The organism is Enterococcus sp. DIV1096b, assembly GCF_050498765.1.
Taxonomy (GTDB): domain Bacteria; phylum Bacillota; class Bacilli; order Lactobacillales; family Enterococcaceae; genus Enterococcus_D; species Enterococcus_D entomosocium.
This window is the reverse complement of the sequence record NZ_JBMHEK010000001.1, coordinates 3,536,002-3,555,000: the sequence shown is the minus strand read 5'-3', so window position 1 is coordinate 3,555,000 and position 18,999 is coordinate 3,536,002. Positions and strand designations below refer to the sequence as shown.

Sequence of the window (18,999 nt, the reverse complement as noted above, 5' to 3'; positions counted from 1 at the left end):
TTGAATCGAATCGTCCCGGAATTGGCATTGGAAACAGGAGTGATCTCAGAATCTCTCGGACGGGGGAAACATACGACCCGTCATGTGGAGCTTTTGCCGATTTGTGATGGATTGGTTGCCGATACACCAGGATTTAGTTCGATCGATTTTCTGGAAATCGAAGCAGTAGAGTTACCAAAGCTCTTCCCTGATTTTTTAGCAGTAGCTTCCAACTGCCGCTTTAGGGAGTGTATGCACCTCAATGAACCTGATTGTGCAGTTAAACAGGGAGTTGCAGCAAATGAGATTGCTGAAACTCGTTACAAAAACTACGTGCAATTTTTAGAAGAGATTGAAAACCGACGTCCGGTTTATAAAAAGAAGAAAAAGTGAGGGAAAAGCATGATGAAACTAGCACCATCTATTTTAAGTGCCGATTTTGCAAATCTTCAAAGAGACATTGAGCTGGTAGAGCGCCATGGCGCAGATTACATTCACGTAGACGTGATGGACGGTCATTTCGTTCCTAATATTACCTTAGGCCCAAACATCGTTAAAGCGATTCGCCCAGTTACCAAGCTGCCGTTGGATGTTCATCTAATGATCACCGAGCCAGAAAAGTATATCCATGCCTTCGCGGAAGCTGGAGCAGATATCATTGGTATCCACGCGGAAGCAACGCCTCATATCCATCGTGCGATCCAAATGATTGTGGCAGAAAATGTCAAAGCAGAAATCGTCATCAACCCAGGTACACCAGTTTCAGCCATTGAACATGTTTTATCCATGTGTGATCAAGTGTTAGTTATGACGGTCAATCCAGGGTTTGGTGGGCAATCCTTTATTGAAGAATCACTGGAAAAAATTGCGGCGCTGGCTGCTTTAAAAGAAGAAAAAGGCTACCATTATGATATCGAAGTAGATGGCGGGATCGTTCCTGATACAGCCAAACGCTGCCTGGAAGCAGGCGCAAATGTCTTTGTAGCAGGAAGCTATATTTACGATGCCGATGAACCTGCGGCGCAAATCAGAGCCTTGAAAGAAGCTTTACAGTAAATGAAAATTTTGTTAGCGGCAGGTGGAAGTCCTGAAAATTGGCCACAGTTGATGGCGTATGATAAATACATTGGAATTGATCGTGGGGCCCTGTTTTTGCTTCAGCACCAACGGCCAGTCGATCTAGCAATCGGTGATTTCGACTCCCTGACCGCAGCAGAATTGCAAGCGGTCAAACAACAAGTTAAGACAGTGATCCAAGCCCCTGCTGAAAAAGATGATACAGATACTCAATTGGCATTGGTTGAGACGTTGCGTCTTTATCCAGAAGCGCAAATCGACGTGATTGGTGCAACGGGGGGACGCCTTGACCATCTTTTAGCCAATCTGTGGTTAGTTTTAGAAGATCGGTTTCGTCCATTTGCCCCAAATCTGCGTTTTTTAGATCGTCAAAATGTCGTTCAGTTCTTTTTACCAGGCACCTATCAATTGGAAAAAGAACCCGGGATGCAGTATTTGGCGTATTGCTGTTTGACGCCGGTAACAGATTTGACGTTAACAGGTAGCAAGTATTTATTAGAAAACGTCCAAGTACCGTACCCAACTTCTTATGCTAGCAATGAATTTCTGACACAAACAGCAGGTTTTTCCTTTAGCAGCGGGATGATAGCAGTCATTCAAAGTTGTGATTAAGAGACGGAACGTCTCTTTTTTTTGTTGAAAATTTCAGAAACTTAATTACAAAAAAAACATTAAGACGGACAACTTAGCTTTTGTTTGCAGGGTATTAATGGTAAAATTGGAACTACAGTTTGGAATTATTTGAGGTGTCTTTGTGAAAAAGTTTAATCCTAATAAAAATATTATCATCACATTGATTATTGTGATTTTAGTTGTCACCGTATTAAGCGTGACGATCGCCCGCCGAGCAGCGGGAAACTCCACCAATGCCGTGCAATCTACGGTCAATGACTCCGTTGGCTTTATCGATAAAATGATTACCGCTCCTTTTCGTTGGATCGAAAATGGTGCCAATTCAGTCAAAAATTTGTTTGTGACCTATGAAGAAAATGAACGTTTAAAAGAGAAATTGGACAGTTTTGAGGAACTGGAACAAGCGAAGGACAATGCGCAAAGAGAAATCGATGCCTTGAAAGAAGAGCTAGAGCTGAATGCAACCTTGACGAATTATGAACGGATCTCCGCCAATGTCATCAATCGGTCACCTGATACTTGGCAAGATATGCTGATCGTGGACCGCGGCTCAAGAGATGGTGTTGAGGTCAACATGGCAGTCATGTCGCAAAAAGGCTTGATTGGTCGTGTCATTGAGGTCAATGCAGCTTCTTCTAAAATTGAACTTTTGACTTCTGAAAACCAGAATTCCAACCACTATCCGGTTCGGATCAGCGGCGAAGATGGGTCAAACTTTGGGATCCTAAGTAGTTACGATCAAAAAGAACGTTCCTTAGTCATTACCCAATTGACGGGGGACAATGAGCTGAAGGAAGGCGATGTCGTGCAGACCTCTGGATTAGGAGGAAACTCGCCCGCCGACTTAGCGATCGGAACAGTGATCCGTACCACCAAAGATGAGTTTGGTCTTGATACCCAAGTATTTGTAAAACCGTATGCCCAAATGTATGATATTCAAGCTGTAACGATTATCAAACGCTTGGCAGGTGAGGAATAGCCATGAAAAAGCATGACTACATCAAATACCTGGCAGCGGGCGTCTTCTTTTTGATGATGTTGGCAGATGGACAACTGACGCGTTTTTTGGAAAAATGGACCCAAGACAATTATATCGCCAGTGCGCATCTTTTATTGATCGCTCTTTTATGTGGCGCGAAGTATTTGCCGAAAAACTTTTTGATTACCACGGCGCTGGTGATCGGCTGTCTCTATGACGTGTATTATGTCGGTGTGATCGGCATCTACACGGTGGCGTTTCCCTTGATCGTGTGGATTATGTATATTTTGAAAAATACGCTTTATCAAAATGTATTTACCATGTTTTTCGGAATGATCATCTTTGTTACAAGCTTAGAAGTTGTGACATTGGGGGTTCAATTGCTGTTTAAGATCGCATCAGTTAGCACGTCATTCTTTGTTTCCCGCTTTTTAGCACCAACGCTTTTATTGAACATCCTTTTGTTTATCCTTTTAGTTGTTCCATTCATGAAGCTATTCAAAGACGAATAGCTTCATTTTTTTTGCGTTTGACTGTATAAAAATAACAGCGATTGAAATGTTTTTGTAATATTCCTTTTATCTCTCTGACATACGGCTGTGTTACAATCACACTATCGTGAAGGACTTTAGGTATTCTTAAGCATTTATACATAAAAAAACCATATTAGGGGAAGCAACAGCCGGAGGAATGAAGAGTGAAAAAGCGAATTTTATCTTTATTGTTAGTAAGTTCAATTGTTCTTACTTCTGCAGCAGCACCGACACTTGTCTTTGCATCAGATTTTGACAATAAAATTGAAGAAAAAAATCAAGAGATCTCTGACTTGCAAAACCAGCAAGCGAGCATCCAGTCACAAGTAGCAACACTTGAAAGCGACTTGACTGCAATCAATGAAAAAGCCCAAACTTTGTTGCAACAACAAGGGGATTTGCGTGCGGATTCTGAAAAGTTGAAGCAAGAAATTGCCGATTTGAAAGTCAGAATCGAAAAGCGTGAAGAAGCGATCCAAAAACAAGCTCGTGATGTTCAAGTCAATGGACAAAGCACGAACTTTATTGATGCAGTATTAGAAGCTGACTCTTTAACAGATGCTATTGGCCGTGTGCAAGCAATGACGACGATCGTCAATGCTAACAAAGATCTTGTAGATCAACAAAAGGCAGACCAAGAAGCAGTTGAAGCGAAAAAAGCGGAAAACGACGATAAATTGGCAGAGATCGCAGCGAACCAATTTGAATTAGAAACACAATTAGGGGATCTACAAGCCAAACAAGCTGATTTGAATGTTTTGCAAGCGGAATTGGCTGTTCAACAAGCATCTAAAGAAGATGAAAAAGCTGATTTAGAAAAACAAAAAGAAGAATACGAAGCAGAACAAGCTCGCATCGCTGCAGAAGAAGCGGCGGCAGCAGCAGCTCGTGAACAAGCAGCACAAGAAGCAGCGGCTCAAGAAGCGGCAGCAGCTGAAGCAGCTACTCAGGAAGCAGCACCAAGCGAATCTTCAACGTCGAATTCAACGACATCAAGCGCCACAACAAATTCTAGTACGACGACTGATACTACGCAAGGCAGTTCATCACAAGGCAGCGGTTCAGCAAATACGACACCATCGACACCTGCCAATAATAACAATAGCAATAACAACCAAGGATCAAATAATAGCAGCAACGGTTCAAGCAGTACTCCTGCACCCGCACAAACGGTCAATGGTTCAGCAATCGTAGCAGAAGCAATGAAATACATTGGTACTCCTTATGTTTGGGGTGGTACGACACCAGATGGCTTTGACTGTTCTGGCTTTACACAATATGTATTTGCTAAAGTTGGGATCTCATTACCACGGGTAACTTACGCACAAGAATTTTCCGGTACGGTAATTTCGATCAACGAAGCAAAAGCCGGTGATTTGTTATTCTGGGGTAGCCGCGGAAGCACACACCACGTGGCGATCGCTATGGGTAACGGACAATACGTTCATGCACCAACACCTGGTCAAAATGTTTCTGTCAGCAGTTACTCTTATTACTCACCAGATTTCGCGGTGCGCGTAAACTAAATCAATTGAAGCTATTTCAAAAGCTGGCGTTTTACGTCAGCTTTTTTTGATTTCTGTTTTAAAAAACGTATGCTTTTTTTGTTTTCAGTCTTGCCAGAACATCTTATAATAGAGAAGAGAAAGGAAGCGGATAAAATGAACAAGACCTCGTCTTCCAGAGAAAAAATGATAACGGTTAAGTTTTATACGAATTATCTTTCTCGCATGATGATGCCGAATTTAAGTATTTTTATTGCGTGGATGCTGATTTCATTCCTGTTGCCTTTTTTCTCAGTCGATCAACAAGTGATCCAGCAAATGGAACAAGGGGTCTTGACTGTGTTGCTGCCCCTCATGATTGCCTATACAGGTGGGCAAATGTTGGCACCTGAACGCGGTGGGGTCGTAGGAGCAGTGGCGGTTTTAGGGGCTATTCTTGCAACGGATATTCCCCAAGTCTTTGGGGCGATGCTACTGGGACCACTGGCAGGCTGGCTGTTGTATCGCAGTGATTCGTTCGTGAGTAAGGTCAAAAGTGGCTATGAGATGCTGGTGCGCAATTTTATTGCAGGTGCGCTTGGCGGACTCCTTTTTTTAGGCAGTTACTTCCTATTGGCGCCGCTTTTTAATTGGTTCAGTCTCGGCAGCTATCAGCTCGTTGATTATTTCGTTCGGCAAAACGTCTTGCCTTTTATTCATATCATTGTAGAACCATTGAAGGTTTTGTTTTTTAATAATATTGTCAACCATGGACTATTTACGCCGCTAGGAATCGAAGCCGCGGCACTCAATGGGCAGTCGGTTTTATTTTTGATCGAGGCCAACCCCGGTCCGGGATTAGGGGTCTTAGCGGCGTATCTTTTCTTTGGTTCAAAGCGAAACCGAACGAATGCCGCAGCATCCATTTTTGTGCAGGCCATTGGCGGGATTCATGAAGTGTATTTCCCGTTTGTTCTGCTCGATCCTTGGGTGTTGCTCGGTCCGATCGTTGGTGGTTTCAGCGGTACACTGATCTTCCAATTTTTAGGAGTAGGCTTGAGAGCACCGGCGTCCCCGGGCTCGATTTTGGCGATTTTGCTCAATACACCGGCTTCTATGATCCTTGGTGTCTTAACTGGGATTGTCGTCAGTACGGTCGTATCGTTTGCGATCGTTAGTGTGCTATTAAAACGGAAGACCAATACAGAAAATGAGGAGCGTAAGATGCCGAAAATGAAGAAAGTCACGGAGATCGTCGTGGCCTGTGACGCAGGGATGGGGTCCAGTGCGATTGGTGCCAGCATACTAAAAAAACAGTTGCAAGAAGCCCAGCTAACGTTTCCTGTCCGCTATCAGTCGATTTATCGTGTGACCGATGATCCCAAGCTGTTAGTGATCACCCAACGGGAATTAGCAGCTATTGCCCAAAAGCAGACACCACACGCACAGCATTATGTGCTAGATAATTTTTTGGCGGCAGATGAGTATGCTCCGCTGATCCAAGAATTACAAAGAAGAGAACAGGATCCGCAAAAATCGTTACAAATCGAAGCAGCAAATTCGCTAGGGTTTTCAACGATCATCTTTTTGTATACTGGAAAAAAACGCGGTTCACAAACGATGGCAGTGGAGATATTAAGAAAAATGGCTCGCCAACAAGCGCTGTCTTTGACCATCAAAAAAATGGCATATGAAGGACAAGCTCTTGATCCTACGGCAGTCTATATCCTCCCGAAAGAACTTGCAGAAAAGTGCCCGATCCCAGATGTTTCTTTACTGGTGGTGGATGATTTATTGACGACAGATGCGTATCGTCAGTTACTGACAGAAGGAGTCGACTATGTTTTTGACCAATCGTGAAACACTTTTATTAACGGAATTGATGAATAGTACCGGTCCGGTTTCTTTAGATCGCATGATGCAAGTCTTAAAAGTCAGTAAACGAACGGTGTACCGTGAACTGGCTAATCTAGAAAAATCCCTGGAAACAGTAGGTGCTACCTTAGAGAAGGTCGGTCGTGGTCATTTCCAAATTTTTGCATCAGAAACGAGCATTCGCCAATTGCAAGAAGCCATTATGGCAGATACCGATCAAGAATTCGCGGCTAGTGAGCGGCAACACCGTATTTTGTTGCAACTGACTACCGCCACGAAGCCTGTATCCAGTCATTTTTTCTTGGAGCGTTACCAAATCAGCAATACGACGTTTTTTTCAGACATCAAACAGCTTGAAGAGAGTCTCGCACGGCTGCCGTTAAGGATCGTGCGCAATCAAGGGTATGAGATTGAAGGCTCCGAAAAGTATCGGCGGTTGATCACAGCCAATACACTAGTGATGGAGATCAATGAATACCAATTTTTCCATTTACTGGAAACCGATGATGAAGCCCCGTTTATTTTTCAATTTCTGTCCCGCGACCATCTATTGCTAGCCCAGCGGCTGATTCGGGAAACCATCGAACCCCAATTCAAGGAACTTAGTGACCGCAAATTAGCCTTTATCGTCTTGATGCTGGCGCTAGCCATGGATCGGGTAGCTTTGGGCTATACGGTGGAAGAAGAGACGTACCCGAGTCAGATCAACAAAGACTTGCTGAAGGTGGCGAAAAAGATTTTTGCTCAGATCGCCGAAAAGACCAAACTGCTTTATTCCATCAACGAAATCGTCTTTTTTGCCGTGTTACTAGGTGATTTTGCCAATTCCTTTGACCGTGATTTTTTTGATGACAATTTTGATACCGACTTGGCTTATCGTGTAAAACGCTTGATCGAATTGGTCAGTGAGCAAACAGAAGTGGCGTTTTATGAAGACACGAACTTGTATAAAATGCTGCTGACCCATATCTCAGGAGTAATGACGCGGGCGATTTTAGAAGAAGATCATTTGAACAACCCTATCCTAGAAAAAATCATGAACCAGTATGTCGAGATTGCCAGCGGGATTCGCAATCATCTGCCGCAAGTCTTTCCGCAGCAGCAGTTCTCGGAAGAAGAAATCGCCTATATGGTCCTGCATTTTGCCAATTCGTTGGAAAAAAATCCGAAAGTGTTAGAAGTCAATATTGCAGGGATCTCTCCTAGCGGATTAGCCTCCATCAGTTTGTTAGAGATGCAGCTGCGGAAACATTTTCCCTTTATCAATCAAATCACCTTCTTTCGAGTGGGGGATGTCAAACGGGAAAATATCGAGGAGACCTATGACTTGGTGATCTCGACTTCATTGTTGCCAGGGTATCAAGGAGAGTACAAACTCGTTTCACCGATCCTGTTAGAAGAAGACATTCAAGAGTTGAAGAAGGCCTTCCAAGCCATTAGTCAGAAAAAACGTTCCGCCAAAAAAGCACCCTCTGCTTTGGTCAAAGAGGAATCCTATGAAGCGGTCTTGGCTTTTATCGAAGCTATTAACCAGCTATTGGCGCTGTTTCAAGTGCAGGCGATTGATAACCCAGCGGACTTGGAAGAAACGTTGCAGCTGGTGCTGACGTCTTTTGATGCACATGTTGTTTTGGATCGTGAGAAAGTCGTTGATCGTCTCTTACGGCGCTACTTCCAAGCGCCAGTGGGCATTCCTGACACCCACTTTGCCTTGTTTCACGCGGCGAGTTCGGCGATCCTGCAACCAGTTTTTCGTATTTTCGATTTGAAACAGCCGCTGCCACTTCTAGCGATGGATAAAAAAGAGATCGCTGTTACCCGTTTATTAGTCATGCTGGCGCCCTATCCTATCAATGAAACAAGCTCTCAGATGTTAGGAAAAATCAGTGGTTCGATCATTATGAATGATCTAAATACGGAGATTTTTAATTCCGGCAATGATTCGATTATTTATCAGTTACTCTCTTCGCTCTTGATTGAAGAAGTAAAACAATAGGAGGGATCAGCGATGTATATTCCACAGGAGCGGATTTTGTTGGATCAACACTTTACCGATGCCACAGAGGCCCTGACAAAAATTGGCGAGTACTTAGTCAACCAGGAAATCGTCTCTTTACCTTATGTCAAAAGCCTTTTGCGGCGTCATCAAAAAACAGGTGTTTACATCGGGAACTTTGTTGCACTGCCCCATGGGGAAGAAGAAGCCCAGCAATGGATCAAGGAAGAAGGGCTCTTTTTGATCCAAGTGCCTGATGGCGTTGACTTCGGCACGAAGGAGCAGCCCAAAACCGCTACGATCCTTTTCGTAGTCGTCCTAAAAGAGCAGCAATTAGCTGTTTTGCAAGAAATCGCCTTTTTTTGTTCTGATATGCAGAATGTTCGGGCGCTTAGTGATGCCGAATCGGTTGAAGAGATCCAACAGATTTTGCTGGCAGAAGAATAAGCAATCAGCAGCAGACTGGCTTGCAACAATAGCAGCGAACGAAATACATGAATGAGCTACAGCCGTGTGCTCGCTCTTTCTACCTTGTGTAGAAGGAGTGGGTACACGTTTTTTTTTGCGTTTTGGCAAAAACCAAATAAAAATGCTTCACGTGAAACATAACAAAAAGCCAGTGAGTGCAGGGGCTACTCGCGTTTTTTTGTTCTGTCTGTTTGGCTACAAGTTTTGGCACAGTTTTTTGTGACAAAGTACGACTTTCGACCGTTTTGGGAAGCGCCTACAATAAGGGTGTAAGCAGACGAGAGGAGAGAAAAAAATGGAACAGACACAAAAAGCAGCCAAATCATCAGTAAAAGCAAAAGTTCAAAAATTAGGCAGTACGTTGTCGAGTATGGTGATGCCGAATATCGGCGCATTGATTGCATGGGGTGTATTAACGGCATTATTTATTCCAGATGGGTATTTACCAAATGAAGCCTTTGCAACGATGGTTGGTCCAATGCTGACGTATTTGATCCCAATCTTGATCGGGTATACCGGCGGGAAAGTGATTGCTGGCGACCGCGGGGCCGTGGTTGGGGCGATCGCGACGATGGGGGTCATCGTCGGAACGGATATCCCAATGCTATTGGGTGCGATGATCATGGGTCCTTTAGGCGGTTGGGTCATCAAGAAATTTGACGAGATCTTCCAAGACAAAGTTCGCGCTGGCTTTGAAATGTTGGTCAACAACTTTTCATCAGGTTTGATCGGCTTTGCCTTAGCATTACTGGGCTTTGTAGCAATCGGACCAGTTGTTAACACCTTGACACAAGCAATGGCAGCAGGGGTAGAAGTGATCGTCAATGCCCACTTGATTCCATTAGCCAATATTTTTATTGAACCAGCAAAAATCCTATTCTTAAACAATGCCATCAACCATGGAATTTTGACACCACTAGGTACTGAGCAAGTCAGCGAATTTGGGAAATCGATTCTTTACTTATTAGAAGCCAATCCTGGACCTGGTTTAGGAGTCTTGCTAGCCTTCACTTTCTTCGGAAAAGGAGCAGCGAAATCTTCGGCACCTGGAGCGATCATCATTCACTTTATCGGTGGGATCCATGAGATCTACTTCCCATACGTCATGATGAAACCATTGATGTTCTTAGCAGTGATTGCCGGCGGTGTATCAGGAAGCTTTACCTTCCAATTGCTAGGTGCAGGCTTACGGGCACCTGCTTCACCAGGTTCGATCATTGCGATCTTAGCAATGACGCCATTCAACTCGGTGATGAGTGTCGTTTCTGTCTTAGCCGGAATTGCCGTAGGAGCAGGCGTGTCCTTTATCGTCGCTGCCGCAATTTTGAAAGCGGATGCGAAGGATACAGTGGATAATTTTGAAGAAAAAGTACAACAAACGCAAGCAGCAAAACTCAGCGCTAAAGGCTTGGCGGCTCAACCAATGACTGGCATTAATCGCATCATCTTCGCATGTGATGCAGGCATGGGCTCCAGTGCTATGGGGGCATCGATCTTACGTAAAAAAGTCAAAGAAGCGGGTCTTCCACAAAATGTCTCGAATTCCGCCATCAACAATTTGACGGACGATGCCAATACGCTGATCGTCACTCAAGAAGAATTGCAAGAACGTGCCAAACAAAAAGCGCCAAATGCGACCTTCGTCGCGGTTGAGAATTTCCTGAACTCTCCACGGTACGATGAAATCGTAACCACATTGTCAGGGACTAAGACAGCGGGGGATTCAGAAAAAACGTCTGAAGCAGGCAATCAGGCAGATGTTCCTTCCGCCAATGACCTTAAGCAAGTCAGTGAAATCATTTTGGCCCACGATGATCGCAAAGGTTCGGCAACGATGGCTCAGAAAGTCTTCCAAGATCTTTTAGCCAAAGAAGCTCTGACGATGCCAATCAGAAAAAGCCATATCAATGATCTCCATGCCAACGCCTCTTCCCTGGTGATCACAAAAGAAGCCCTAACGCCGCAAGCGCAAACCTCAGCGCCAGAAGCGATCCATCTATCCGTTAATAATCTGATGGGAACGACGAACTATCAACGGATCGTGGCATCGATCAAAGCAGCGAATTAAGAAAGGATGAGCCGAATGCAAGTATTAGAAAAAGACATGATTGAATTGAACAAACAATTTGCGACCAAAGAAGCAGCCATTCGTTACTGCGGCGAAAAACTGCTGGCGGCAGGCTGTGTGGAAAAAGAATACGTCGAAGCCATGCTTGAGCGTGACGAGATGCTCTCAGTCTATATGGGGAACTTTATTGCGATTCCTCACGGTACGGATGAAGCCAAAAAATACGTCAAAAAATCAGGTATCTGTATCGTGCAAGTGCCTGATGGCGTGAATTTCGGTACAGCGGACGAAGAAAAAATCGTCACCGTCCTTTTTGGTATCGCGGGCAAAGGGGAACATCATCTGCAATTGGTCCAACAAATCGCCCTCTTTTGCAGCGATATCGATAACGTTGTCGAATTGGCGGATGCCTTAGATAAAGAAGAAATCGCCCAAAGTTTGACCGTAGCATAAGGATTTAAGGAGGAGACAAGACATGAAGGCAGTTCACTTTGGTGCAGGTAATATTGGTCGCGGCTTTATCGGCGAGATATTGGCTGCCAACAACTTTGAAATCACATTTATTGATGTCAATGAAACGATCATTGACGCCTTAAAAGCAAGACAAGGGTATACCATCGAATTAGCCGATGAGACCCAAGAACAGATCCACATCGAGCATGTGACGGGATTGAACAATGCCAAAGAACCAGAAGCGGTGATCCAAGCGATCGCCGAGGCAGACATCCTTACGACCGCCATTGGTCCCAACATTTTGCCGCATATCGCTGAGCTGATCGCCAAAGGCTTAGAAGCACGTCAGCAACACCCAGACAAGCCAGCCATTGATGTGATCGCCTGTGAGAACATGATCGGCGGATCGACCTTTTTAAAAAGCGAAGTGCAAAAATACGTTGCGGATTGGTCAGCATTGGAAGCGACGGTTGGTTTTCCAGATGCAGCGGTGGACCGTATCGTACCGCTGCAGCACCATGAAGATCCCTTATTCGTTCAAGTAGAACCTTTTTGCGAATGGGTGATCCAAGAGTCAGGGATGAAATCATCGATCCATCTGCAAGGGGTCCATTATGTGGCGGACCTGGAACCGTATATTGAACGGAAATTATTCAGTGTCAATACGGGTCATGCCACGGTAGCGTACACAGGCGCTCTCCAAGGCTATCAGACGATCGATGAAGCGATGCAGGACCATTTAGTGGTGATCCAATTAAAATCCGTTCTCGAAGAAACTGGCCGCCTTTTAATTGAGAAATGGGCCTTTGATCCTGAAGAACATGAACGGTATATCGAAAAAATCATCCAACGCTTTAAAAACAAGCACATTTCCGATGCCATCACTCGGGTGGCACGGACACCTGTCCGCAAATTAGGGACCGAAGAACGCTTTATCCGACCAGTCCTTGAGTTAGAAAAACGCAACATGCAGCCAGATCATCTCTATGAAACGATCGGCATGATCTTCAATTACAAAGACCCTGAAGATGAGCAAAGCCAACAGTTACAAGCACTTTTGGATGAAAAATCACTACCGGAAGTCATTGCAGAAATCACTGGCTTGCGTGATGAAGACATGATTGAAACGATCCGACAAAACATTGAAAAATATGCGTATGTTGCCGCATAAAAACGAGTAACACACAGAACAAGCGTTGAAAGAAATTGACCTATCCGCAAAAGCTCGCTTGTTGGGCTAGCTTTTACGGATGCGGCAATTTATCTGCTTGTTCTGTGTTTTTTTGCTCACCGATTGACCTTTGCTGCCAACTTGACGATAATAAGAAAAGAAATGAGGGAGAGCAATGGAACGATGGTTTGAAGAAGCCCAGCTTCAAGTAATTGAGTTGCCGATCGAATGGCAGGAAAACCGCCCCGTCTATCGGGCCTTTATCCGTGAATTGCCGACGATCCAAGGGGAAGGAACATCGCGGCAAGCTGTTTACCGGCAGTTGGCAGAAGCCTACGCGGCTTACCTTGCCCAACTTCGAGAGGTCAATGAGGCGCAGGAAGAAATGACGTCTTCCTTATTATCGACGGAAGAATTATTGCGCTACTATGATGGTGAGACCTTCGATGGTTTTGAGTTGCCCTCTGACGAGTAACAGGAAAAAAGCCATTCACTGAAAATTGAAAAGCTACGCAAGAAAAAACCACTCAGCTGCAGCTCGATCGATACGAAGGATCGAACGCTGCAACTGGCGGCTTTTTTTCTATCAAAGAAACCACGTCTTATTCGTGGTTAGTTCAATGCCTCAGTAATCGCTTGATTGAAGGCATCTAAGTCATCTGGGTTCCGGCTGGTGATCAACCGATAGATTTCGTCGATCACGACGGGCTCATCTTTGACGGTGGCTCCCGCGTAGGCTAAATCTGGTCGCACAGAATCATAAGCCGTCAAGGTCAAATCTTTCGTCAGTCCTGTTTGGATAAACAGTTGTGGGCCGTGGCAAATGGCAAAGACGGGACGATCAGATGTTAAAAAGTCTTTCGTCAATGACACATAGCGCTCATCGGTCCGTAATTGGTCAGGGGAGAAACCGCCTGGGATCAACAAAGCATCAAAACTGGCGGGATCGATCGTATCGATGGCCGCATCAACGGGAAACGTTCCACCTTGTTTGCCTTTTACGGTCTCGGCGCCTTCATTACTAATAACGACTACTTCATGTCCGGCCGCTTCCAGTGCTTCTTTTGGTGACGTCAATTCAACATCTTCAACTAGATCAGTGACAATAACAGCAACTTTACTCATTCGATCTCCTCCTTATTACTTGATGAACAATTTGTTCACCTGCTATTATTTATGCTAACGAAGATTTTCGCTGTTGACAAATCATCTGTTTGTCTGCAGCTTGAAAAAGAAAGAAGGCAACGCCATGGCAACGATCCAACTATTTATCTCTGATACCCCCCTTTGCTTTGAAAAAGCGGAATTCACTTTTATGGAAGAAACATTTGTCATCGAGAAACAGCAACTATTTGAAAAAGTCGATGCGGTGATGCATCAAGAGGTATCCTCGTCCTTGGTTTCATTGGTAGAAAAAGCCCTTTTGACGCTAGAAGCGATCGGGGAAGAAGAGGATTATTTCGACCTGCTTTATTTGACCTATGAGAATACCCGGCGTTCCCTCAGCGGACAGCAATTACTCGCACAGCCTTTTCCAGCTGTAGAGGCAGCCTTGCAGCCGGTCTTTGATGAGTTGGCAGAACCGATCGTAGAAAAGTTTTATGAAGAGCTGACCAATCAATTAGAAGAAATCACCGATGATGAGCTGTTTAGTTCCTACTATCTGGATGATGAGCAAGCGGTGATTCAAATCGATGCCCCGATCCAACATGAAGAAGTAATCGCATTGCCCGCCCTTTTACGGGATTACCATGGCACGTTGCACCTGACCTTTGAAAAGTTTTATGAATACCTTGTGTAGCGGCGGCAACTGTCGTCGTTATTTTTTGTGAAAACAGTTACATGTTTAGTTTTTTTTAAATCCTGCGACAGAAGCCTCGGGAATCTTGACCCTTTTGTCAGAAACGATTATAAAGGTAAGAAGAGGCTGAAGGAACCGAGACTGCCGATGGGCAGAATCGGGTAAGAAAAGGATGAGAATCATGCGAAAAGTCCCGCCTATTTTAAAACCAATTGCACTTTTAACGATATCAACGATCATTGCCACTGCCACCGGCGTGGTGAATTCAGGCAGTTACCGCCAACCAAGTCGTGCGACGGAAACGACAGAAACGACCGAACAAGCACCAAGTGAAAGCACACCGTCTTCGATAACGGAAGACAGTCAAAATCAAACACCTGCTAGCACGGACTCACAACCGACGAACGATGACCAGCAGAACACACCGTCATCCAGCAGTGAAGTAGTAACACCAGAAACGACCCCGTCTTCTTCGGTGCCTGCAGAAACGACGCCATCAAGCGATGCCAATGTTTCACCGGCACCATCGGAAAACAATCAGGAAACACCTTCTTCAAGTGAAGAGACCACGCCAGATCCACAAGGGATCATGGATGAGAATCAAGGAAATGAGTAGGTGAGAAAATGACGCTTATTTTAGATTTAATCAACGGCATCCACAAATTTTTGGGCTATCTTGACATCAGTCCCAAATACTTGAATCGCGCCTATACCATCCTCAGTATTATTCCAACGGCGTATATTTTACGGATCATCTATGGAATGTTTGCGAACCAAAACTATTTTCAAGCGATCCTTTATACGATCGGCTTTTTGGTCTTAGTCTATTTTTGGGTACTGAATATCTTCTATTATTTCTTGAATAAAAATATGAAGTTCGATGTCACTCAGACCTTTGTCAAAGTCTTACCGGACGAAGTCTTCAATATTGAAGGGGAAACTATCAGCACCACCGACATTGATCGTTTGACGACTGAAAAAGCGGTGATCGATTTTGAAGAAGACTATCAGCTGGTATTGGCGAATCATTTGCAGACCTTGATCGCTCAAGAAGAATTGGCGATCAAACCGTCATCCAACGGCTTTACGATTCCGAAAAATACCTTGTACCCTTACTATTTTGTCAAACAGCAAGGGAAAAACGAGTACGTATTGCAGATCGGGACCAGCTACACGGAGATGACGAAAATTGGCACGATTCAATGGACAGGCAAGCAACCTTTAGAGCCAGTGGGCTTATTTATCACTGGCGGTGATTTTGTCAAAAACGATGTCAAATACCACGAACCATACAGTTTAAAATTGTATGTCAAAAAAGAGGTCTCCGAAGAAGAACCGCAGACCTCAAGACAGGCGTATCGACGACAAGCACGCAAATAAGAAAAGCAGTCCCGACCAGAGTTTCCTCTGGGGGGACTGCTTTTTTAATTTGTTGTTATTCGATCGGAATGTTTTTTGCAGGTGCGTCTTTGTAGCTAGCTTTCGGTAAAGTCAGGGTCAAAACGCCGTCTTCAAACACTGCTTTGATGGACTCGTCATCAATGTCTGTGATGGTGAAGGTCCGTTGATAGGCACTGCTGGAGCGTTCTTTGCGCAAATAATGTCCGAAATCATCCTCGGTTTCAGTGGTTTCTGTTTGAGCCGCTGAAATCGTCAGCGTGTTGTTGACGTAACTGACGCGGATATTTTCTTTCTTGATGCCGGGTAAATCTGCTTGAACGAGATACTTGTCTTCGTATTCTTTAATGTCCGTGTTCATTTGTCGTTCTTGCCAAAAACTGTTCATTAATTTGCCTAATAGTTCTTCGCCGCCTGCTAAATCTCTTGGAATCAAATTTGCCATGTGGTTCCCCCGCTTTCTTTTATCCATTGAGTTGGTACCTCTATTTTACGAGGAACCAAGCCAAAGGGCAACCAAAATGGCAACAATCATAAAAACAAGAGAAATCACTCAACTATCTTATAAGAATCTGCTATGATAGAACTAAATAACTATCAGATGATTGGATGAATGAAGATGGAGATTATTGAAAAAGCGCCAGCTAAGATCAACCTCGGTCTCGATGTGTTAGAGAAAAGAACAGACGGCTACCATGAGTTGGAAATGGTGATGTCTAGTGTTGATCTAGCCGACCGTCTGATAATGGAAGAGATAGCAGAAGATAAGATCATTGTAGAAACCAACAAAGCTTTTTTACCGATCGATAAACGCAATAATGTCTATCAGGCCGCCAGTATTTTAAAAAAACGCTATGGTATCAAAAAAGGCATTCGTATTCGCATCACCAAGAATATCCCGGTGGCAGCTGGGTTAGGTGGTGGCAGTACGGATTGTGCGGCAGCGCTGCGGGGGATGGTTCGCCTTTGGGACTTGGATCTCTCCATGGCAGAGCTGATCGATATTGGTATGGAAGTTGGCACTGATGTTCCCTATTGTCTGTATGGGACCACTGCTCATATTGCAGGAAAAGGGGAGCTGGTGACGCCGCTGCGGCCGATGCCGCAATGTTGGGTCATCTTAGTCAAACCTCGTCTGAGTGTTTCAACGGGGAAAATCTTTCAAGAAGTTGAGCTGGACCAACTGCACCATCCAGATATCGCAGCATTGTCTGCCGCCGTCTTAGCCGAAGACTACTCGGCTATGATCGCTGCCATGGGCAATAGCCTAGAAGCCATCACGATCCCCAAGTATCCGATCGTCCAACAGATCAAAGATCGCATGATGAAATATGGCGCAGATGTTGCCTTGATGACCGGCAGCGGACCGACTGTCTTTGCTCTTTGTCAAAAATATTCGCGGGCACAGCGGGTCTACAATGCCTTAAAAGGATTCTGCGATGAGGTTTATCTTGTACGTACATTGAAATGAATGAGTCAAGGACACAGGCTGGATTCGCCTGTGTTTTTTTGCATTCCTTCTATAAAATCCAGTTCAATAGTAAAGAATAAGGCAGCTGAGGTAGGGAGGAAGCATCTAGAAGCTGCCTTACAGAAAAGACCCCGACGAAAAAAAGGCGTCGGGGTCTGATTCTTTACGTAAAGCAAAGGCTACTCTTTTTGGTGCTGCTTCTTTGCGGATTTTTTCTTTTTGTCTTCTTCGTACAATGGTTTGTCGATCGTTTTGCGGATTTCTTCGGTTTGCTGCGATGCAGGATCTTCTGGTAAATCGATTCGATTCAGCAGTTCGCTGTTGTTTACAGTTGGCGGCACAGTTACAAATTCGTTCATCTTCGTTTCCTCCAAGTGCTTTTAGATGATTATCCTACTTACTCTCTAATTTTTCAAGTTATCACAAAGGAATCGCATGGCCAACGGTGTAAAATAAGACGATGTTCCCGAGAGAAGAATCCGCTTCAAATGAACGTTTTCTCCTATGTTTTCCGATTTATCTCGAAATAAAAGTTTTAAATCGTAAAACGTACGATTTGTCTTGACGAACCGGAAATCATTTGATAGAGTAACTTTTGCTAACAAAACGGAGTTGTTCCGTTTTAAAATAAAAAGATGAGCCAGCAAATGGAAGGGGAAATCCCGATGAAAAAAATCTTACTTACTACAGCACTCCTTTTAGGGGGCGTGCTTCTTGGCGCTTGTGGGCAGCAAGAAGCGACAAGTCAATCGAGTGACGCAGAAAAGCTGTCGATCGTCACGACCTTTTACCCAATGTACGAATTTACGAAAGAAGTCGCAGGTGAGGCAGCGGATGTCTCCTTGCTGATCCCTGCAGGAACAGAACCCCATGACTATGAGCCAAGTGCCAAAGATATGACCAAAATTATGGATGCAGATGCCTTGGTCTACAATAGTCCTGAGCTAGAAACTTGGGTTGCTAGTTTGACGGATTCCGTCGATCCTGAGCAAACAGCAGTGATTGAAGCGGCCAAAAACATTCAGTTGGTGGAAGGCACAGAGGAAGAGCATGGTCACGAGGACGAAGACAGCCATGAAGGCCATGATCATACGTATGACCCTCATGTTTGGACCGACCCAGTCTTAGCGATCCAAGAAGTAGAAACGATCCGCGATGACTTGATTGCGAAGTTTCCTGAGCAAAAGGCAACTTTCACGGAAAATGCGGCTGCCTATATCGAAAAGCTTTCTGCTTTAGATGAAGCCTACCAAGCGGCATTAAAGGATGCGACCCAACGAACCTTCGTTACGCAGCACGCAGCCTTTGGCTATTTGGCACGGCAGTATGATTTAGTCGAAGAATCGATTTCGGGCATTTCACCCGATCAAGAACCAACGCCAAGTCGGTTGGCTGAGCTGAAAGAATATGTGGAAGAAAAACAAGTCAAAGTTATCTATTTTGAAGAAAATGCCTCATCGAAGGTGGCTGAGACCTTAGCCTCTGAAACGGGCGTGGAGTTAGCGGTCTTGAATCCATTAGAAAGCTTGACGCAAGAGCAGATGGATAACGGCGAAACATACCTGTCTGTAATGGAAGACAATTTGGCAGCATTACAAAAAAGTATTCACTAA

The 18,999-nt window shown here is 44.5% G+C and carries 21 protein-coding genes (1 of these 21 only partly in view); 18 read left to right on the top strand and 3 right to left on the bottom strand.

Annotated elements, in window-relative coordinates:
* From rsgA to IGJ17_RS16615, 13 genes are all read left to right on the top strand, one after another.
* Positions 1 to 372 carry the 3' end of a ribosome small subunit-dependent GTPase A gene (gene rsgA, locus IGJ17_RS16675; protein WP_005232946.1) on the top strand. 513 nt of this gene lie to the left of the window's left edge, so 372 of the gene's 885 nt are visible here — the last part of the coding sequence; its start codon lies beyond the left edge, outside the window; its stop codon occupies positions 370 to 372.
* A 9-nt stretch (positions 373 to 381) separates the two neighbouring features.
* A complete protein-coding gene (rpe, locus tag IGJ17_RS16670) occupies positions 382 to 1,035 on the top strand; it encodes a ribulose-phosphate 3-epimerase (protein WP_185932207.1) in 654 nt (217 codons plus the stop codon).
* A complete protein-coding gene (locus tag IGJ17_RS16665) occupies positions 1,036 to 1,668 on the top strand; it encodes a thiamine diphosphokinase (RefSeq protein WP_016612034.1) in 633 nt (210 codons plus the stop codon). It begins immediately after the preceding gene.
* A 142-nt stretch (positions 1,669 to 1,810) separates the two neighbouring features.
* Positions 1,811 to 2,668, top strand: a complete 858-nt coding sequence (gene mreC / locus IGJ17_RS16660) for a rod shape-determining protein MreC (protein WP_005232949.1) — start codon at positions 1,811 to 1,813, stop codon at positions 2,666 to 2,668.
* Positions 2,669 to 2,670: 2 nt separating this feature from the next.
* A complete protein-coding gene (gene mreD, locus IGJ17_RS16655) occupies positions 2,671 to 3,180 on the top strand; it encodes a rod shape-determining protein MreD (protein WP_008381673.1) in 510 nt (169 codons plus the stop codon).
* A 185-nt stretch (positions 3,181 to 3,365) separates the two neighbouring features.
* On the top strand, positions 3,366 to 4,727 hold the full coding sequence (locus IGJ17_RS16650) for an NlpC/P60 family protein (protein ID WP_142437288.1): 1,362 nt from the start codon (positions 3,366 to 3,368) through the stop codon (positions 4,725 to 4,727).
* 69 nt (positions 4,728 to 4,796) lie between these two features.
* Entirely contained in the window at positions 4,797 to 6,545 is a 1,749-nt protein-coding gene (locus IGJ17_RS16645; protein ID WP_035007201.1) for a PTS sugar transporter, read from the top strand.
* The gene (locus IGJ17_RS16640; protein ID WP_008381679.1) at positions 6,526 to 8,556 is read left to right on the top strand and encodes a BglG family transcription antiterminator; all 2,031 of its coding nucleotides are present in this window, start codon (positions 6,526 to 6,528) and stop codon (positions 8,554 to 8,556) included. The genes IGJ17_RS16645 and IGJ17_RS16640 overlap by 20 nt, the downstream gene beginning before the upstream one ends.
* 12 nt (positions 8,557 to 8,568) lie before the next feature.
* Positions 8,569 to 9,003, top strand: a complete 435-nt coding sequence (locus IGJ17_RS16635; protein WP_086316708.1) for a PTS sugar transporter subunit IIA — start codon at positions 8,569 to 8,571, stop codon at positions 9,001 to 9,003.
* Between the two features lie 316 nt (positions 9,004 to 9,319).
* On the top strand, positions 9,320 to 11,092 hold the full coding sequence (locus IGJ17_RS16630; RefSeq protein ID WP_142437287.1) for a PTS mannitol transporter subunit IICBA: 1,773 nt from the start codon (positions 9,320 to 9,322) through the stop codon (positions 11,090 to 11,092).
* A 15-nt stretch (positions 11,093 to 11,107) separates the two neighbouring features.
* A complete protein-coding gene (locus IGJ17_RS16625; protein WP_142437286.1) occupies positions 11,108 to 11,545 on the top strand; it encodes a PTS sugar transporter subunit IIA in 438 nt (145 codons plus the stop codon).
* 22 nt (positions 11,546 to 11,567) lie between these two features.
* Positions 11,568 to 12,716, top strand: a complete 1,149-nt coding sequence (locus IGJ17_RS16620; RefSeq protein WP_142437285.1) for a mannitol-1-phosphate 5-dehydrogenase — start codon at positions 11,568 to 11,570, stop codon at positions 12,714 to 12,716.
* Positions 12,717 to 12,891: 175 nt separating this feature from the next.
* Positions 12,892 to 13,191 (top strand): hypothetical protein, encoded by a 300-nt coding sequence (locus IGJ17_RS16615; RefSeq protein ID WP_005232957.1) that lies wholly within the window; start codon positions 12,892 to 12,894, stop codon positions 13,189 to 13,191.
* 137 nt (positions 13,192 to 13,328) lie between these two features.
* Here IGJ17_RS16615 and IGJ17_RS16610 read toward each other — a convergent pair whose 3' ends face one another.
* A complete protein-coding gene (locus IGJ17_RS16610) occupies positions 13,329 to 13,841 on the bottom strand; it encodes a type 1 glutamine amidotransferase domain-containing protein (RefSeq protein WP_429961618.1) in 513 nt (170 codons plus the stop codon).
* A gap of 124 nt (positions 13,842 to 13,965) precedes the next feature.
* Here IGJ17_RS16610 and IGJ17_RS16605 point away from each other — a divergent pair, with 124 nt between their 5' ends.
* The 3 genes from IGJ17_RS16605 to IGJ17_RS16595 all read left to right on the top strand — a co-directional run bounded on the left by IGJ17_RS16605 (position 13,966) and on the right by IGJ17_RS16595 (position 15,897).
* The gene (locus IGJ17_RS16605) at positions 13,966 to 14,517 is read left to right on the top strand and encodes a hypothetical protein (RefSeq protein ID WP_061053507.1); all 552 of its coding nucleotides are present in this window, start codon (positions 13,966 to 13,968) and stop codon (positions 14,515 to 14,517) included.
* Positions 14,518 to 14,698: 181 nt separating this feature from the next.
* Positions 14,699 to 15,133: a hypothetical protein gene (locus tag IGJ17_RS16600; protein WP_142437284.1), complete on the top strand. Its 435-nt coding sequence runs from the start codon at positions 14,699 to 14,701 to the stop codon at positions 15,131 to 15,133.
* A gap of 8 nt (positions 15,134 to 15,141) precedes the next feature.
* Positions 15,142 to 15,897 carry a DUF6681 family protein gene (locus IGJ17_RS16595; RefSeq protein ID WP_016621099.1) on the top strand — a complete coding sequence of 252 codons (756 nt, stop codon included), beginning with the start codon at positions 15,142 to 15,144 and terminating at the stop codon, positions 15,895 to 15,897.
* Positions 15,898 to 15,952: 55 nt separating this feature from the next.
* Here IGJ17_RS16595 and IGJ17_RS16590 read toward each other — a convergent pair whose 3' ends face one another.
* The gene (locus IGJ17_RS16590; protein WP_034871953.1) at positions 15,953 to 16,360 is read right to left on the bottom strand and encodes an Hsp20/alpha crystallin family protein; all 408 of its coding nucleotides are present in this window, start codon (positions 16,358 to 16,360) and stop codon (positions 15,953 to 15,955) included.
* A gap of 174 nt (positions 16,361 to 16,534) precedes the next feature.
* On the opposite strand from IGJ17_RS16590, the gene ispE reads away from it, so the two are divergent.
* Positions 16,535 to 17,386: a 4-(cytidine 5'-diphospho)-2-C-methyl-D-erythritol kinase gene (gene ispE / locus IGJ17_RS16585; RefSeq protein ID WP_034878197.1), complete on the top strand. Its 852-nt coding sequence runs from the start codon at positions 16,535 to 16,537 to the stop codon at positions 17,384 to 17,386.
* Positions 17,387 to 17,565: 179 nt separating this feature from the next.
* On the opposite strand, the gene IGJ17_RS16580 is transcribed toward ispE, so the two are convergent.
* Positions 17,566 to 17,745: a hypothetical protein gene (locus tag IGJ17_RS16580; protein ID WP_005232965.1), complete on the bottom strand. Its 180-nt coding sequence runs from the start codon at positions 17,743 to 17,745 to the stop codon at positions 17,566 to 17,568.
* Positions 17,746 to 18,051: 306 nt separating this feature from the next.
* Here IGJ17_RS16580 and IGJ17_RS16575 point away from each other — a divergent pair, with 306 nt between their 5' ends.
* Positions 18,052 to 18,999: a metal ABC transporter substrate-binding protein gene (locus IGJ17_RS16575; protein ID WP_139843219.1), complete on the top strand. Its 948-nt coding sequence runs from the start codon at positions 18,052 to 18,054 to the stop codon at positions 18,997 to 18,999.

Bases quoted from the DNA above. Each gene is read 5' to 3' on its own strand.
- rpe (WP_185932207.1), top strand. From the start codon at position 382: ATGATGAAACTAGCACCATCTATTTTAAGTGCCGATTTTGCAAATCTT.
- IGJ17_RS16665 (WP_016612034.1), top strand. From the start codon at position 1,036: ATGAAAATTTTGTTAGCGGCAGGTGGAAGTCCTGAAAATTGGCCACAG.
- mreD (WP_008381673.1), top strand. From the start codon at position 2,671: ATGAAAAAGCATGACTACATCAAATACCTGGCAGCGGGCGTCTTCTTT.
- IGJ17_RS16645 (WP_035007201.1), top strand. From the start codon at position 4,797: ATGCTTTTTTTGTTTTCAGTCTTGCCAGAACATCTTATAATAGAGAAG.
- IGJ17_RS16640 (WP_008381679.1), top strand. From the start codon at position 6,526: ATGTTTTTGACCAATCGTGAAACACTTTTATTAACGGAATTGATGAAT.
- IGJ17_RS16635 (WP_086316708.1), top strand. From the start codon at position 8,569: ATGTATATTCCACAGGAGCGGATTTTGTTGGATCAACACTTTACCGAT.
- IGJ17_RS16630 (WP_142437287.1), top strand. From the start codon at position 9,320: ATGGAACAGACACAAAAAGCAGCCAAATCATCAGTAAAAGCAAAAGTT.
- IGJ17_RS16625 (WP_142437286.1), top strand. From the start codon at position 11,108: ATGCAAGTATTAGAAAAAGACATGATTGAATTGAACAAACAATTTGCG.
- IGJ17_RS16620 (WP_142437285.1), top strand. From the start codon at position 11,568: ATGAAGGCAGTTCACTTTGGTGCAGGTAATATTGGTCGCGGCTTTATC.
- IGJ17_RS16615 (WP_005232957.1), top strand. From the start codon at position 12,892: ATGGAACGATGGTTTGAAGAAGCCCAGCTTCAAGTAATTGAGTTGCCG.
- IGJ17_RS16610 (WP_429961618.1), bottom strand. From the start codon at position 13,841: ATGAGTAAAGTTGCTGTTATTGTCACTGATCTAGTTGAAGATGTTGAA.
- IGJ17_RS16605 (WP_061053507.1), top strand. From the start codon at position 13,966: ATGGCAACGATCCAACTATTTATCTCTGATACCCCCCTTTGCTTTGAA.
- IGJ17_RS16600 (WP_142437284.1), top strand. From the start codon at position 14,699: ATGCGAAAAGTCCCGCCTATTTTAAAACCAATTGCACTTTTAACGATA.
- IGJ17_RS16595 (WP_016621099.1), top strand. From the start codon at position 15,142: ATGACGCTTATTTTAGATTTAATCAACGGCATCCACAAATTTTTGGGC.
- IGJ17_RS16590 (WP_034871953.1), bottom strand. From the start codon at position 16,360: ATGGCAAATTTGATTCCAAGAGATTTAGCAGGCGGCGAAGAACTATTA.
- ispE (WP_034878197.1), top strand. From the start codon at position 16,535: ATGGAGATTATTGAAAAAGCGCCAGCTAAGATCAACCTCGGTCTCGAT.
- IGJ17_RS16580 (WP_005232965.1), bottom strand. From the start codon at position 17,745: ATGAACGAATTTGTAACTGTGCCGCCAACTGTAAACAACAGCGAACTG.
- IGJ17_RS16575 (WP_139843219.1), top strand. From the start codon at position 18,052: ATGAAAAAAATCTTACTTACTACAGCACTCCTTTTAGGGGGCGTGCTT.